13 protein-coding genes and 1 pseudogene are annotated in these 15,338 nt (G+C 64.2%); 7 read left to right on the forward strand and 7 right to left on the reverse strand.

Translation table 11 applies throughout. The features are described 5' to 3' along the window. Positions 1–50: 50 nt before the first annotated feature. From CG471_RS11150 to CG471_RS11160, 3 genes are all read left to right on the forward strand, one after another. Positions 51–1,586, forward strand: a complete 1,536-nt coding sequence (locus CG471_RS11150) for a PAS domain S-box protein (protein ID WP_037512054.1) — start codon at positions 51–53, stop codon at positions 1,584–1,586. After that, positions 1,576–2,199: a response regulator transcription factor gene (locus tag CG471_RS11155; protein ID WP_007683357.1), complete on the forward strand. Its 624-nt coding sequence runs from the start codon at positions 1,576–1,578 to the stop codon at positions 2,197–2,199. Before CG471_RS11150 ends, CG471_RS11155 begins: the two co-directional genes overlap by 11 nt. Before the next feature lie 81 nt (positions 2,200–2,280). Then, entirely contained in the window at positions 2,281–2,688 is a 408-nt protein-coding gene (locus CG471_RS11160) for a response regulator (protein ID WP_007683354.1), read from the forward strand. 62 nt (positions 2,689–2,750) lie between these two features. Here CG471_RS11160 and CG471_RS31770 read toward each other — a convergent pair. Continuing rightward, positions 2,751–3,041, reverse strand: a pseudogene (locus tag CG471_RS31770) (CorA family divalent cation transporter); the annotation flags it as partial. A gap of 622 nt (positions 3,042–3,663) precedes the next feature. Continuing rightward, positions 3,664–4,494 carry an SDR family oxidoreductase gene (locus tag CG471_RS11170; RefSeq protein WP_037512051.1) on the reverse strand — a complete coding sequence of 277 codons (831 nt, stop codon included), beginning with the start codon at positions 4,492–4,494 and terminating at the stop codon, positions 3,664–3,666. A 69-nt stretch (positions 4,495–4,563) separates the two neighbouring features. Between CG471_RS11170 and CG471_RS11175 the strand changes: the two genes are divergently transcribed. The 4 genes from CG471_RS11175 to CG471_RS11190 all read left to right on the forward strand — a co-directional run bounded on the left by CG471_RS11175 (position 4,564) and on the right by CG471_RS11190 (position 10,017). Then, complete coding sequence (locus tag CG471_RS11175) at positions 4,564–5,130, forward strand: TetR family transcriptional regulator (RefSeq protein ID WP_015449258.1); 567 nt, start codon at positions 4,564–4,566, stop codon at positions 5,128–5,130. A 738-nt stretch (positions 5,131–5,868) separates the two neighbouring features. Further along, positions 5,869–8,571 carry a TonB-dependent receptor domain-containing protein gene (locus tag CG471_RS11180; RefSeq protein WP_004213139.1) on the forward strand — a complete coding sequence of 901 codons (2,703 nt, stop codon included), beginning with the start codon at positions 5,869–5,871 and terminating at the stop codon, positions 8,569–8,571. A gap of 10 nt (positions 8,572–8,581) precedes the next feature. Beyond that, positions 8,582–9,286, forward strand: a complete 705-nt coding sequence (locus tag CG471_RS11185; RefSeq protein WP_004213138.1) for a PepSY domain-containing protein — start codon at positions 8,582–8,584, stop codon at positions 9,284–9,286. Continuing rightward, positions 9,283–10,017 (forward strand): PepSY domain-containing protein, encoded by a 735-nt coding sequence (locus tag CG471_RS11190; protein ID WP_004213137.1) that lies wholly within the window; start codon positions 9,283–9,285, stop codon positions 10,015–10,017. The genes CG471_RS11185 and CG471_RS11190 overlap by 4 nt, the downstream gene beginning before the upstream one ends. A gap of 3 nt (positions 10,018–10,020) precedes the next feature. On the opposite strand, the gene hutC is transcribed toward CG471_RS11190, so the two are convergent. The 5 genes from hutC to CG471_RS11215 all read right to left on the reverse strand — a co-directional run bounded on the left by hutC (position 10,021) and on the right by CG471_RS11215 (position 15,332). Beyond that, complete coding sequence (gene hutC, locus CG471_RS11195) at positions 10,021–10,710, reverse strand: histidine utilization repressor (RefSeq protein WP_230588639.1); 690 nt, start codon at positions 10,708–10,710, stop codon at positions 10,021–10,023. A gap of 191 nt (positions 10,711–10,901) precedes the next feature. After that, positions 10,902–11,339, reverse strand: coding sequence for a DUF411 domain-containing protein (locus CG471_RS11200; RefSeq protein ID WP_004213035.1), 438 nt, complete (start codon positions 11,337–11,339; stop codon positions 10,902–10,904). Between the two features lie 68 nt (positions 11,340–11,407). Then, entirely contained in the window at positions 11,408–12,649 is a 1,242-nt protein-coding gene (locus tag CG471_RS11205) for an MFS transporter (RefSeq protein ID WP_015449261.1), read from the reverse strand. Next, on the reverse strand, positions 12,643–13,629 hold the full coding sequence (locus tag CG471_RS11210; RefSeq protein ID WP_180275672.1) for a copper resistance protein B: 987 nt from the start codon (positions 13,627–13,629) through the stop codon (positions 12,643–12,645). Before CG471_RS11210 ends, CG471_RS11205 begins: the two co-directional genes overlap by 7 nt. Next, complete coding sequence (locus CG471_RS11215; protein ID WP_015449263.1) at positions 13,626–15,332, reverse strand: copper resistance system multicopper oxidase; 1,707 nt, start codon at positions 15,330–15,332, stop codon at positions 13,626–13,628. The genes CG471_RS11210 and CG471_RS11215 overlap by 4 nt, the downstream gene beginning before the upstream one ends. Between the last annotated feature and the right edge of the window lie 6 nt (positions 15,333–15,338).

Here is a 15,338-nt window from a genome sequence, read left to right on the forward strand (position 1 = left end):
TCGGGCTACGCCCGGATCCGTGCGCCCGGCCAGGCCCGTGAGCCGGGACGATGGTCGACACGAGGCGCGGGCCGGACGAGATTGCCAGCGACGTAGCGCGGCTTGCGCCGCTGTTCCTGCGACAGGCTGGCGGCCACGTCCTGACGCTGCTCGATCCTGCCGGGATCGTGCTGAGCTATAATGAAGAAGGCGAGCGTGCCGAATGCTGGCCCCTCGATCGCGTCCTGGGACAGCCCCATGACCTGTTCTACCCGCCCGACGAGATTGCGGCCGGCCGCCCGTGCGCAGACCTGGCGGCCGCCCTTCACGAAGGCACGCTGGAGCGCGAAGCGTGGCGGGTCTGCGAGAACGGCGCGGAATATCTCGCGCGCCTGACGATCAGCGCCCTGTTCGAAGGCGACGCACATCGAGGCTTTGCCTGCATCAGTCGCGATGTCACCGACGAGGCGGCGGTCCGGGCGTCAATCGAGACCCGCGAGCAGCATCTCCAGTCGATCCTGGCGACCGTCCCCGATGCGATGATCATCATCGACGAGACCGGCGCCATCACGTCGTTCAGCGCGGCCGCCCAACGCCTGTTCGGCTATTCGGAAACCGAGCTCGTCGGCCGCAACGTCTCCTGCCTGATGCCCCAGCCCGATCGCGACCGGCACGACGAATATATCGCGCATTATCTCCAGACCGGCGAGCGCCGGATCATCGGCCTCGGCCGCGTCGTGGTCGGCCAGCGCCGCGACGGCTCGACCTTCCCGATGCAGCTGTCGGTTGGCGAGGCCGGTGAAGACGGGCAGCGGTTGTTCACCGGCTTCATCCGGGATCTCACCGCCAAGGAGCAGGATGAGCTCAGGCTCAAGGAACTGCAGGCAGAGCTGGTCCATGTCTCCCGGCTGAGCGCGATGGGCACGATGGCCTCGACCCTCGCGCATGAGCTCAACCAGCCGCTTGCCGCGGTCGCGCTCTATCTCGAGACGATCCGCGACATGCTCGACGAGCGGGACGACGAACCCTTCGTGTCGCTACGGTCGGTGATGGATGATGCGGCACAGGAAACGCTGCGGGCCGGCCATATCGTCCGGCGCCTGCGCGATTTCGTCGCCCGCGGCGAGGTCGACAAGAGCCTCCACGAGCTGCCGCGGGTCATCGCCGAGGCGAGCCAGCTCGCGCTGGTCGACGCCCGCGAGCGCGGCATCCGCAGCTTCTTTGCAGTCGATCCCGCCGCGACGCCGGTCCTCGTCGACAGGGTGCAGATCCAGCAGGTGCTGGTCAACCTGATGCGCAATGCCATCGAGGCGATGGCGGAGTGTCCGGTTCGCGACCTCAAGGTGGCGACCAGGTTGCGCCCTGACGGGCTGATCGAGGTGACCGTGGCGGATACCGGCCCCGGCATCGCCGACGAGGTCCGGGAGCAGCTCTTCACGGCGTTCAAGTCGACAAAGGCCGACGGCATGGGCCTCGGCCTTTCGATCTGCCGGACCATCATCGAAGCGCATGGGGGCCGTATCTGGATGGAGCGCCCCGTCCGCGGCGGCGCGCGCTTTCATTTTACCTTGATCCATGCGCGGGCGGAGGAGGAACATGGGGGATAGACGCGTCATCCATCTGGTCGACGACGAGGAGAGCATCCGCAAGGCGGCGAGCTTTGCGCTCAAGACCGCGGGCTACGACGTCGTGACCTATGCCTCGGGCGTGGAGTTTCTCAAGGAGGCGAAGTCGGCGGCCGTCGGCTGCGTCATCCTCGACGTGCGCATGCCCGAGATGGACGGTCTCGAGGTTCAGGCCGCCATGGCAGCACGCGGGGTCAATATGCCGGTCATCGTCCTGACCGGCCATGGCGACGTGTCGGTTGCGGTGCAGGCCATGAAAGGCGGTGCGGTCGACTTTCTCGAGAAGCCCTTCGAGAAAGCCGCCCTGCTCGGCGCCGTCAGCCGCGCGTTCGCGCGTCTCGACGATGTCGACTTTCGCACTCTGGAAACCTCTGAAGCCGGCGTGCGGGTCGCTGCACTGACGCCCCGGGAGCGTGAAGTGCTGGAAGGGCTGGCGAACGGCCTGCCCAATAAGACGATCGCCTATGACCTGGGCTGTTCATCGCGAACGGTCGAGGTCCATCGCGCGAGCCTGATGGCCAAGCTCGAGGTCCGCAATTTGTCCGAAGCCCTGCGGATCGCCTTTGCCGCGGGCATGGGCCGCAAGCCGAAGTGACTGCGACCTCTACGTAGCGACGGGACGAGGCGCGATATGCGATCGATGGTGCAATCGTCACACGGGTGTCCGCTTCTCGCAATGCCATCGGTCCGTTCCACTCAGCATGATGGCAGATACACCATCCTCGTCTCCGACGACGATCCCGGCGTGCGGCGTGGCCTCCAGCTGCTGCTGAGATCGCGCGGCTATGCCGTGTGGGGATATACGACCGGCCACGCGCTGTTGGCCGACCCCCGCGCGAAGGAGGCAGACTGCGTCATCCTCGACTATCGCATGCCCGACATCGACGGATTCGCGATGCTGCGTCACCTTCGCGAGATCGGATGGTCGGGACGCGCCATCATGATCTCAGGCTTTCATGACACGCTGCTGGCCTGGCGGGCCGCCGAGGCGGGCTTCGATCACGTTCTCGCAAAGCCTTTGATCGGCAGGGCTTTGCTCGATGCGTTGGACCGGCACCGCGCCGAGGTTCTGCGAAAGCATTGAGTTATGGCGGCCGGCCCCCGGCAGCCTCAGCCCGGCGCGATGTGGAAAGCCAATCTGCGCCGTCAAAGCCAGTGGCTACGTTTGAACCGGATGTAGAGCCCAATGCAGACCGCAGCGATGACGCCGAGGATGACGAAATATCCCCATTGCGTCTTCAGTTCGGGCATATTCTCGAAATTCATGCCGTAGATTCCGGCAATCGCGGTAGGCACCGCGAGGATCGCAGCCCGGGCGGCAAGCTAACGGGTGATCGCACCTTGGCGCTGCTGTTCGAGCAGGTGACTCGCCTCGAACACCGAGATCAGGATGTCGCGGATGCCGGTGATGGCGCTCTCAACCCTGAGCATGTGATCGTCGAGCTTCGAAATCTGGTGGCCGTTGTCGGCACCTTCCATGGCAAGCGGATGAAGGCCGTAATTCCCGGCGATGTCGGCAAGTTCTGTTTCGCTGGGCTGGGACATTTTGATCCACACGAAGTCATCCTTGCCGACGTGCTCGCACGCCGGATCGATCAGGGTCGCCGGCCGTAGCCGTTTGCCATTGTGACAAAGAACGGCGGCGGCGACCGGAAGCCGTGTGCCTCGCCTATTGAGACGCGCGCACAAACACTCGTCATTCTTCAAGCCCAATCGCAGGAAGAAGAAGGCGGCGCGCAGCAATTCGAGCGAGAGCTTATAGAAAATGCGGCGGAGCGTTGGGTTTCGCAGAAGGCCGCTCCCGTTCATGACGCGCGTGGCTGGGCGGCGCGCTGCCACATCAAGGGCACGCGACTGCGAAGGTCTGCGCACCCTTGATTGGCGACCGCGAGGGTTTTCCTCTCTTGCGATGGTACCAAGCGATTGCCCGTGTGGCGCCTCTGCAATCGTGTCGGATGACTATACCTAAGTATCGGATAACGGCGCTGACGACAGGGTTGCCGGGCCCCGGTGAGGCGCGTCGCACCGCGCGGAGACGAAAGCTGGAAGACGGAAAAGCTCAACTGTCGAAAGCGACCGAGCGCGCGAGCGCTTCCTGGGACTGCAGAAAGGCGAGCCGCGATTGCAGCGCCGCCTGGACAACGCCGAAAGCGTCACCCCCCAGAGTCACGCGCAGCGGCGGATGGTCGCTGGTTGCGACATCAACGATCGCTTGCGCGATCTTTTGCGGGTCGAGCGTGTAGAGCTCGTTTCCGGCGGTCTCGAACATCTTGCGGATATGGCCGGCGGGCGTATCGCGATACGCGGCGATCTCGCTGGCGAATTGCAGATTGTGGCTGAAGCTGGTGCGCGCCCCGCCCGGCTCGATCAGTGTCACGAACAGGTTGAAGGGTTCAAGCTCCTGGCGGAGGCATTCGCTGAAGCCCTCCAGGCCCCATTTGGCCACATGATAGAGACTGCTCGTCGGAAGCGAGCCCTGACCACTAGCGCTGGAGATCTGGATGATCCGGCCGCTCCCGCGCAGCCGCATGGCGGGGACAAAGGCGCGGATGATGTGGATGGGCGCCATGAGATTGAGCGCGATCTGGCCTTCGACCTCGGCGTCCGACATCTCTTCGGTGGCGCCGATCACGCCGCCGCCGGCGTTGTTGACCAGAATATCGACGGGTCGACGCGCCTGCGCCCGGGCCACGACCGCAGCAATATCGTCCTTGACCGTGACGTCGAGCGCTTCGACGCGCAGCTGGCTCGGATATTTCGCCGCGAGATCATCGAGGCTTTCGGGCTTGCGGGCCGTCGCGGTAAGGTCGTCGCCAGCGGCCAGGATCAGTTCGGCCAGATGGCGGCCGATACCGCTGGACGCGCCCGTGAGAAACCAGTGATTGGACATATGTTACTCCATATATTACCAACTGGTAGGTAACTTGAAACCTGGAATGCGTCAATGCTTGGAGGTGTGATGAAGCAACGAACCCGGCGGAATGCCGCACAGAGCCGCGAGACGCTCCTGGCTGCAGCGACCGAGGAGTTCGCGTCCCATGGGCTGGCGGGCGCGCGGATCGACCGGATTGCGCAGGCGGCGGGTATCAGCAAGCCGATGCTCTACACCTATTTCGGGGACAAGGAGGCGCTCTTCGATGCCGCGCTGACGCAGGAAGTGATGGACGCGGCGCAGGCCGATCGCTTCGATCCCAATGATCTTGAGGGTTATGCGGGGCGCACCTATGACTTGCTGGTCGAACGCCCGCGCCTGTGGAGGCTGCTGACCTGGCATCATTTGGAGCGTGGCCAGGATGTTCTGATGCTCCCGGCCGGCGAGGTCCTTCTCGGGGAGAAGCTGGACGGGATCGCAGCGGCGCAGGCCGAGGGGCGGATCGTCGCCGACTTCACGCCCCTGGATGTCGTCCGGCTTGTCGCCGCCCTCACCCAGCTCTGGTGCATGACCGGAGCTGCACGCGACGCTGCCGAGCACGCGGCGCGCCGGGCGACGATCATGCGGGCGGTGGGGCGACTGCTGCGCGTGTGATCGTGCGAGGCGCGAGCTGCACGCCCGCGCGCCGACCGGGACACAGCAAGCATTTTTCGCAACCTGCCGTACTGCCCAGCGGCAAAATCAGGGCGGCTCATGCACAAGCCGGCCCGTCGGCTCCGCGGATGCGATCGACGTTCGAGGACTGCGCCGCCACTGCCGAACCGGATTGGATCATCGCCAAGTGACCCAGTGGCTGCGCGACGATCTCAGGTCGCCGGACTCGTCGCACGACGTTTCGTCAGGAGTCGTTTCATCTGCCTCAAAAGGCGAACCTGCGGCTCAATCCGGAAGAAGGCGCGACACATCCAGGAAACGAGGATCAAATGCGGTCCGCATCGGTATTACTTTCCCTGGCGCGTGCAAGCTCAGCAAAGGACTAATGTTCCCGGAGCATCTCTAGCGCTATACCTAGGTATATCACGCCGACACCAATAACATGTGATCATGCCGCTTCGCATTCTTGCCGGCCAAATGTCCCGATCATCAAATCGAAGCGTGCGAGGCTGTATTACCATATGATATTCTATCTCCTATCTCAGCAGCTTTGCAAATGAGCGCTCGCAAAAATATCTCTTCAGTCATGAGGGTTCGACGTCTGGCGTGCGTATTATAGCTATATCTATATCTAAATTTCACGAGAATAAGGTATTGGAAAAACAGGAAAAATACTGTTGACCTGTATATACAACTGATGTTGTCTGTGGCTGTTCTAAAACGTCAGGGGGATTGCACATGACCATCAGGATGGCCCTGCTCGGCAGCGCCGCTATCGTCGCGGGCTACGCCGCGCCGGCTCTCGCTCAGGCCGATCCGACACCGCAGCCAAAAGCACAAGTCCTGGGGGATGACAGCGACATCGTCGTTACCGGCTCACGAATCCGTCGGCAGGATCTGGCCGGGGTTGGACCGGCCACCGTGGTCACCGCCGAGCAGATCCAAAATACCGGCATCGTCAATATCGAAACCGCCTTGCAGCGTTTGCCGGCCAATGCCGGCTTCGCGGGCAACCAGACATCGGCCTACTGGACCAACAACGGTTATGGCACTGCTCAGGTCAATCTGCGCGGCCTCGGCATCAAGCGCACACTCGTGCTCCTCAACGGCCGACGCCTCGTCGCGGGCGGCACCGGCGCCAATTCCTCACCCGATCTCAACATGATCCCGGTCGTGGCGCTGGCACGCACCGATGTCCTCAAGGATGGCGCGTCCGCTATCTACGGGGCCGATGCCATGGCCGGCGTGGTCAACCTTGTCACGCGCACCGATTATGAAGGCCTGGGTCTCAGCGTCCGACAAGGCATTACCGAGCGCGGCGACGGCTCCGATCTCACCGCGGACCTACTTTGGGGCATTCGCAACGATCGTGGCGGGTTCATGGCAGCAGTCACCTACCAGAAGACCAGCGCCGTCAACATGGCCTCGCGTGCGCCCTGCTCGCTCGCTGAAACGACGCCGGGCTCGCTGAGCTGCGTCAACAGCGCCTCGACGATCGGCGGACGCGCGGTGCTGCCCAACGGCCAACAGATCAACTTCAACCAGGTACCCGGAGGGAACGGGAACTTCTACGAGCCTTACAGTCCCGCCAAGCACAACTTCAACTCGAACCCGTTTCTCAATGCGGTCAGCCCAGTCGAGCGCGTCAGCACGGCCTTCTTCGCGGACTATGCGCTGACCGACGGTATCCAGGCGTTCGGCGAGTTCCTCTATACGTTCCGCAAGTCGAATCAGATCGCGACACCCGGCACGCTGCGCAATCTCTCGATACCAGCCAGCAATCCGACCAATCCGACCGGCCAGAACCTGGTCCTGGCCCAGCGCCGCCTCGCCGAACCCGGCGCGCGCCACTTCTTCCAGGAGACCGATACCTGGCAAGGCACCTTCGGGCTGCGCGGCAAGCTGGCGAACGACTGGGCCTGGGAAGTCGCGGGCAGCTTCGGGCGTAACACGGCCGTCGACGGCTCGACCAACATCGCCAATCTCGAGCGCGTCGCGAACACGCTCGACAGGAGCAAATGCTCCAGCACGGCGGGCGCGGCCATCCCCTGCGGCGACTATCTTGGGTTCGGAGACCTGACACCTCAGGTTCTGGATTATATTCTGTTCACCTCGCGCGATCGCGGAGGCAACGAACTCGGCACGGTCACGGCTGACCTCAACGGCGATCTCTTCTCCCTTCCAGCCGGCGCGGTGTCCTTCGCCACCGGCGTGGTCTATCGGCGCGAAAAAGGCTGGCGCGATCCCGACCCGTTGACGGTGCTCGGCGTGGCGAACGTCAATCAGCAGGATCCTATTTCGGGCTCGAGCACCGCCAAGGAAGCCTATCTCGAGCTATCGGTGCCGGTGCTTGCCAACACAGCTTTCGCCAAGGCGCTCACGCTCGATGGCGCAGTCCGCTACTCAAACTATAATCTCTTCGGGAGCGACTGGAATTACAAGCTCAGTGCCGACTGGGTAGTCAATGACAGCATCCGTCTGCGCGGCACTTATGGGACGGGCTTTCGCATTCCCAACGTGCCGGAGCTTTTCGGCGGCGTCTCGGAAGGCAATCTGACCACGACCGATCCCTGCTCGCGCTACACCTCCAGCGGCAACGTGACCTTGATCGCCAATTGTCAGGCGTCCGGTGTGCCGGCCAACTATACGCAGCTCGGCACCACGATCCTCACCACAGTGGGCGGTAACCAGAGCCTTCGGCCCGAAAGCTCCACGACCTGGACCGTTGGTACGGTGATATCGCCGCGCGGCATCATCCCAGGGTTGTCGCTGACGGCAGACTGGTTCGACATCAAGATCAAGGACGCGATCCGGGCCATTCCCGGCTCGACCAAGCTCGCAGTCTGCTATGCGAGCCAGAACCTGTCGCACCCGTTCTGCAGCGACTTTACGCGCAGCGCGCTGACCGGCGAGGTCACTTACCTCTCCGCCCAGCCCATCAACACCGGCCGCGAGGAGATGAATGGTCTCGATCTGGGTCTGGTGTACAGTGGTGCGGTGGGCGAGGTGAAGATCTCCTTGGATCTCAACATGACCTATCTCAACAAATATGTCGTAAACCCCTTCCCCGGCGGCGCGCCGATCTATTTCGACGGGTTTATCGGGGGCGGCAATGGCGGCTATCCGAAATGGCGTGGTTATGGCGTGCTGACGGCGGAAAAGGACGGCATCAGCGCGACCTGGTCGACACAATGGATCGGCAAGGCGACCGACTTCAACGCATCGGCCGGCGACATCGGCTACCGCACGCCGAACGTCTTCTACCACAATCTTCAGCTTGCCTTCGCGATCGACGAGAAGACACGTTTCCAGATCGGGGCCGATAATCTGTTCGACCGCAAGGCGCCCTATATCCAGAGCTTCACCGATGCCAACACCGACACGATGACCTATGATCTACTCGGACGGCGCTTCTACGCCGGCTTCCGAACCGCGTTCTGAAGGGCAGCACATGGCAATTCGCTGGCCTTTGGTCATCCGCCGGACGCACAAGTGGCTGGCCCTGATCGTCGGCGTCCAGGTTCTGCTCTGGACGCTGACCGGCTTCTATATGGTGGCCGTCCATATCGACATCATCCATGGCGACGATCTGGTCCGCCCACCGGTCGTCGCCCCCATCGACCTTGCGAGCTTCGTCCCGCCGGCGCGGATTGTTCAATCGGCTCCCGACGCGTCCGAGATCCGCCTGCAACGGTTCATGGATCAGCCCGTCTGGCGCGCGCAAACCCCGGGTGGTCCAAGACTCTTCGATGCAGGTTCGGGACAGCCCATCCCCGATTTGAGCGAGGCACAAATCCGCGCCGCCGCTCGGCGCATCTACAGCGGCACCGGGGACATCGTCGCAGCCCGGCTGCTGACGACGGCGCCACTGGAAATGCAGGCGCGCAAGCCTCCCTATTGGCAGGTCGAATTCGATGCCTGGAACCGGCCAACCCTGTATCTCTCTCCGCAGACCGGTGAGCTGATCTCGCGCCGCCATGCGCTGTGGCGCGTGTTCGATTTCGCGTGGATGCTGCACATCATGGACTATGACGATCGCTCCGACGTCAACAATCCGCTGCTGCGCGTGGCGACCTGGAGTGCCCTTGCCATGGCGCTGGCCGGGGCTTGGCTGCTGCTTTGGTCGTTCCCGCGGCGCAGGAAGAAGAAGGCATGAAGAAAATCCGGTTCACCCCGCTCTTTTTTCGGCGCATCCATAAATGGGTCGGCCTGATCCTGGGCGTGCAGTTTCTCCTTTGGGCTCTGAGCGGCTCGATGATGGCCTTGCTCGATCAGGAGAAGGTCGGCGGACACAGTGCGCAGGCCAGCCATCAGCACGCCCTACCTGCCGGTGACTATATTGCGCCGGCAAAGCTCGCTCTTGATGGTCCCGTGCTCGGCATCGCCTTGCGGTCCCTTGCCACACGCCCCGTCTACGAGCTTCGATCCACCACGGGCACGCGGCTAATCGACGCGACGAGCGGCGCCCCGGTTCGGGTCGACGAGCAGGTCGCGCGCGACGTCGCGACGATGGTGAATGAAGCACCGATCCGCAAGGCAACGTTGCTCGCCGAACCGAATGTGGAAGCGCGCGAGCACGAAGGCACCATGTGGCGACTGGATTTCGCGGACGCAGAGAACAGCAGCGCCTACATCTCCGCCGACACCGGCCGATTCCTGGTCATGCGCGGCGACACATGGCGCACCTGGGATTTCTTCTGGATGCTCCACAATATGGACTATGTGAACCGCACCAGCTTCAATCACCCGCTGATCGTCTTCGTTGCGTTCGGTACTTTGTGGCTGTCGGGGACGGGCTTCTACCTGCTGTTTAAGAGCTTCAGTCGCGCCGACGTGCGATGGTTGCGGCGCAGGCGCAAATCGGCCGTCAAGTTGGGCGCGGGCTGATCGCTAGGTCCCAACAGAAAAAGCCGCCGATAGCTCGAACCGATTGCCCGGGTGCGTGAGCCAAGCGTGCGATACGAGACGTCCGCGACTCCAGGTTCTGCGCGTCATCATTAGCACTGGTTCTCCTTCAGCGAGGCCCAGCATTGTTCGCATGGCTGTATCCGGCATCGCCGCGCACACCCGGTGCTCTACTCGCTCGAGCGGGGCAACACGTGTCAGATATTCATTCGGCGTCGAGGCGCTGAAATCCCTCTCTCCGTAGCGTGGCGCAGCAGATGCCAGCACAAAGCGCTCCTCGACCTGAATTGGGAATTCGGTCTCGTGATGGACGATAAGCGAATGGAAGAGGCGCGTGCCCAAGCCGACTTCCAGCAGAGCTGCCCTTTCCGCATCAGCCCGTATCTCGATATTATAAATGACGCGCGCGCGATAGGCGTGGCCCCTGCCGCGCACCTCCTCCGCGATGTTGCGGATCTCGATCAGCTGCCCGATCGGCCGGGGCTCGGCGACAAAGCTGCCCCGCCCCGCCCGCCGTACCACGACACCGGCCGATTGCAGTTCCCGCAACGCCCGGTTTGCGGTCATGCGCGAGACTTTGAACGTCTCGACGAGCTCGGCCTCTGACGGCGTCTGGTCGCCGGGCTTCAGGCGACCTTCCCGGATGTCCTCGAAAATGCTGTCTTTGATCGCCACATAGCGAGGTTGCTTCTCCGCACCGGCAGCGTCGACCGCGGGTTCGCCCACAGAAGCAGCTTTCGTCCGGGGAGCGGATGCGCGGCTATGGGGGCGAGCGGGAGCATGCATCAAATGACTATACAGGTGGGGGCGAGCAAGTCCCAGTCATTCAAACAGGAAATCACCAGCGAGAGCCGAGGCGTGCGTGATCAATGCCGCGCGAAGACCTTCTGGCCCGAACTGCCGAACGACACCACCGCATAGGGTTGGCGGGCGGCGCCTGCCACTTCCATGCCCTCCGAGCCGATCGGCATCCCCGCCACCGCAATGCCTCTGACGCCTACGGGACGGGTTGCCAGCAGGCGCTTGATATCGGCGACCGGGACATGGCCCTCGATCAGATAGCCATCAACCATCGCGCTGTGGCAGGATGCCAGCGTGCCCGGCATGCCGGCCCTCCGCTGAAGCGCCCCGCGCGACGCATCGTCGCGCATGACGACCGTGCGGCCCAGCTTCGCGCGAAGCGCCTGGGCCCACTTCTCACAGCATCCACAACCCGGGTCCCGGTGGACGACGACATCATTCGCCGCAAGCGCTGCGCCGGGCAGGGCGAGGAACAGCAAGGCGGCAGAAAGACGGGTCTTCATGAACGGCTCCCGGAAGCATGCGATAGGGTTCCTAATGATCTATACGCATTGATGCCCCCTACCCCTCATCACGCTGAAGATTTCACGATGGCGCGCGGCCTCCAGGCGAGCGGCAAGGACACAAGCAGCGCCAGCGACAGACCACCAATCCCCCACAAGACTAAGTGCTGCGCCCCGGGAGCGACGACGGCGATCGCCAGCGGCGCGAGCGCCTGCCCGATGCTGGCGGCGGAATGCTGGAGACCGAGCTTCAGACCCGAAGGGGCTGCCGCACCGCTGATCCAGAAGCTGGTGACCAATCGAAGGGTTGCCGAGCTCCAGCCGGCAGCAACGATGATCCCACTGAGTTCGGCCATGCTCGCGGCGACAGGGAACAGGAAGAGCGCCGCAGCCAGCAGGCCGAGCGTCAGCCCCGCAAGCCGCCTCGGCATGGTCACCAGCCAATCGAGCCTCGCATGGAAGATCTGTGCTGCCAGCATGCCCAATCCGCAGAGACTGAGCATCCAGGCGATCTCTTCGCGGCTCAGCGAAATGACGCTCCGCGTCACCAGGAGATTGACATGCATCGCCGCCAGCCCGCCGCCCGCGACGATCGTGACGAAAAGCAGGATCAGCGTCGCGCCGAGCGTCGGCGCGGGCAGGTCTCCGCCATCGATGCAAGGTGCACACCAGCGCGGCAGACGCACGGCGCAAAGCGCCGCCCCGACGGCACCGATGCCGAAAGCGAGGATCATGAGGGGAGCGCGGGGCAGGATCGCGGCCGAGACCTCCGCCACCAGCGGACCGGCGAGATCGCCCAGAAACAAGAAGGCGGTCAGCCAGGTGAAGCGCCGCGCCTGGTCCGCGCGCTCGTTTGCGGCAAAGCTCGCGCAGAGCAAGCCCAACGGTATGATGGCGGCCGACGCCATCCCCGCCACCAGGCGCAATGCATAAAGCTCAGGCAGCCCGACGAGGCCGATCGGCGCGGTCACCAGGGCGAGGATGACCAGCGCTGCGCGCAACATCGCCCGATAGTCGACCCGGTCCGCGATCCAGCCCCAGAGCGGCGCCGCCAGCAAGGCTGCCAGGGGATGGACCGCGGTCAGGCTCGCGACATGAAAATCATGAGCGCTTGACGATAGCGCGCCACGAGCCGGGTCGACCAGTGCCGGAAGGAAGGCGAGAATGGCCGTCTGTCCCGCCGACGCCGCAGCCGCCGCGAGCAACAAGACGAAAAAGGAGGCCGGCCAGCGACCGTTGGCTTGCGATCCAGCCTTGTCACGCGGCGCGTTCGCGGTCGACCCCTCGAGTGGCCATCCGCGGATCACCACCAGGCGCGCAAGCCGATCACCAGCCTGTGTTCGGAAGGCCCTTCCCCGCGCAGGCGACGGAAATCGGCCGTGCCGTCAAATGCGCGCTCCCAGACGAAGCCGATATAGGGCGCGAACTTGCGCGACACCTCGTAGCGCAACCGTCCGCTCAGCTCGACATTGCTGAAGCCGCTGCCGAGCTGCCGATCGCTCGACCGCTTCGAATAGATATTGGTCTCCACCTGCGGCGTAAGGATCAACCGATTGGTGAACAAGACCTCATAGGACGCCTTGGCGCGCGCCGCGAGACGCCCATCGGTTCCTACATAGCCGGTGAGCTGGACGTCGAACCAATAGGGCGCCAGTCCCTCGACGCCGGCGGCCAGCCAGGTGGTCGCTCCCTTGCCGAGATCCTGCCTGACCCCGAGCAGCGTGCCCCAGAACGGGTTCTTGCTGTGCCACCACAGCGCCTCGACGCTGCTCTCCGGATCGAGACGTTGGTCGCGGGAGTTCTTGAGCCCCTGGCTGCGCAGCCAGAGCTTGTCATTGTCCTGACCCTTGGTGACGAGCACGGTCCAGCCCACGCCCTGACCCTCGTTGCCGCTGGTGAACTCAAGCTCATCGACAAGTATTTTGGGGATTGAGAGCTTGTCGGCCATCTCATAGCCCGGCAGCGTCGAGTTGCGGTAGCCGTCGGCATAATCGTCCGAGTTGCGCGCGTCCGGCGGGGCCTGGCCGCCCTGCATCGAGCCCATGTCCATCGTGGCGCCGTTACCGGACGCCTTCGTGTCGGTCATATCCATGCCCGGCATGTCCATGCCCGCATGGTCCTGAGAGCCTTGCGCGGAAGGAGTGTGCGGAGCGGGAGTGGCCGTTTGGGCAGGGGTGGCGGCGGGCGACGGGGGCGAGGCCTCCTGCGCGAGGGCGGGAGCCGTGATCGCCGGCGCCAGGAAGAGGGCAGCGCCAAGAGCGATGCCGCGCGAGGGGAAAATCCGGATCATGCGACCACCACCTCCCGGAACATGCCGGCCGCCATGTGATAGAGCAGATGGCAGTGGAAGGCCCATCGGCCCATGGCGTCGGCGGTGACGCGGAAGCTCACCCGCTGGGCGGGCTGGACCACGACCGTATGCTTGCGGACCTGGAAGGCGCCGTCCGGGCCTTCGACATCGCTCCACATGCCGTGCAGATGCATCGGATGCGCCATCATCGTGTCGTTGACGAAGGTGACGCGCAGCCGCTCGTTTGGCTTGAAATGAAGCGGCCTGGAATCGTTGAGCTTGATGCCGTCGAGCGACCAGATGAACCGTTCCATATTGCCCGTCAGATGCAGCTCGATGTCGCGCTCGGGCTCGCGCGGGTCGGGATCGCCGCCCGGCGTGCGCAGATCGGCCAGCGTCAGCACGCGCCAGCCGCGCCCGCGCAGCCCGGCGCCGGGATCGTCGAGATTGGTGCGCGGATAGTCGACGCGCATGTCGGTATTGGCGCCATATTCGGTGCGGGCGTGCCGTGCCCTGGCCGGCATCTCGGTCATGCCGTGCCCGGCATGCGCGTCGCCTCCCATTGCGCCCATCGTCGCCATCGCGCCCATCATGTCGACCGGCTCGAGCCAGGTCCGGGCATCGAGCGGCGGCACGGCTGCCGCCATGCCCGGGGCCGGTGCGATCGTGCCACGCGCATAGCCGCTCCGATCGATCGCCTGCGCGAAGATGGTGCGGGCGCCGCCCTCGGGCATGGTGAACTCGACGTCGTAGGTCTCGCCCGGGCCGATCCGGAATTCCTCGACCGTGACCGGCTCGACCGGCTGCCCGTCGGTCGATACGACCGTCAGCTCGACCCCGGGGATCCGCACGTCGAAGAACGTCGCCGTCCCCGCGCCGACGAAGCGCAGGCGCACGCGCTCGCCGGGCGCGGCGATACCGGTCCAGTTGCCGGCGGGCGGCGCGCCGTTCATCAGATAGGTGTAGGTCGCGGCAGAGACATCGCTGTAGTCGGTCGGGTTCATCCGCGAGCTGTTCCACATCCGCCGCCGCTCGAGCGCCTTGCCCAAGCCCATGGTGCCGACATCCTTGAGGAAATCGCCGGCGGTCGGCTGCGCAAAATTATAGTAGCTGCTCTGCTTCTTGAGATTGAGGAAGATCTGCAGCGGCGGCTCGTCCGACCAGTCGCTGAGCACGATGCAATAGTCGCGATCGGGCGCCCGCGCCGTCGGCACCTGTTTTGGCTCCACGATGATCGCTCCATAGAGTCCCGTCTGCTCGGCGAGCGTGTGAGCGTGATACCAGTAGGTTCCGCTCTGGCGGACCTCGAAGCGATAGGTGAAGGTCTCGCCCGGCGCGATGCCGGCAAAGCTGATGCCGGGCACGCCGTCCATCTCCGCCGGCACGATGATGCCGTGCCAATGGATGCTCGACATCTCCTTGAGGCCGTTGCGTACGCGCAGCGTGACCGTGTCGCCTTCGCGCAGGCGCAGGACCGGCGCGGGCACGCTGCCGTTCACGGCGGTCGCGATACGGCGTTTGCCGGTGAAGTTGACCGGCAGCTCGGCGATCTCGAGGTCGAACTCGGTCCCGCTCAGCTCAGCGGGCAAGGTTGGTGCGGATCGCGCGAGAAGCGCCGGGGCGAAACCGGCGACCGCGCCGCCGATCGCCAGCCCCTGGACGAAACGGCGCCGCGCGATCGGCCGGATATGTAAGGGAGACATGAACTG

The sequence above is a fragment of the Sphingobium sp. IP1 genome (genome assembly GCF_002708645.1).
GTDB classification, from domain to species: domain Bacteria; phylum Pseudomonadota; class Alphaproteobacteria; order Sphingomonadales; family Sphingomonadaceae; genus Sphingobium; species Sphingobium yanoikuyae.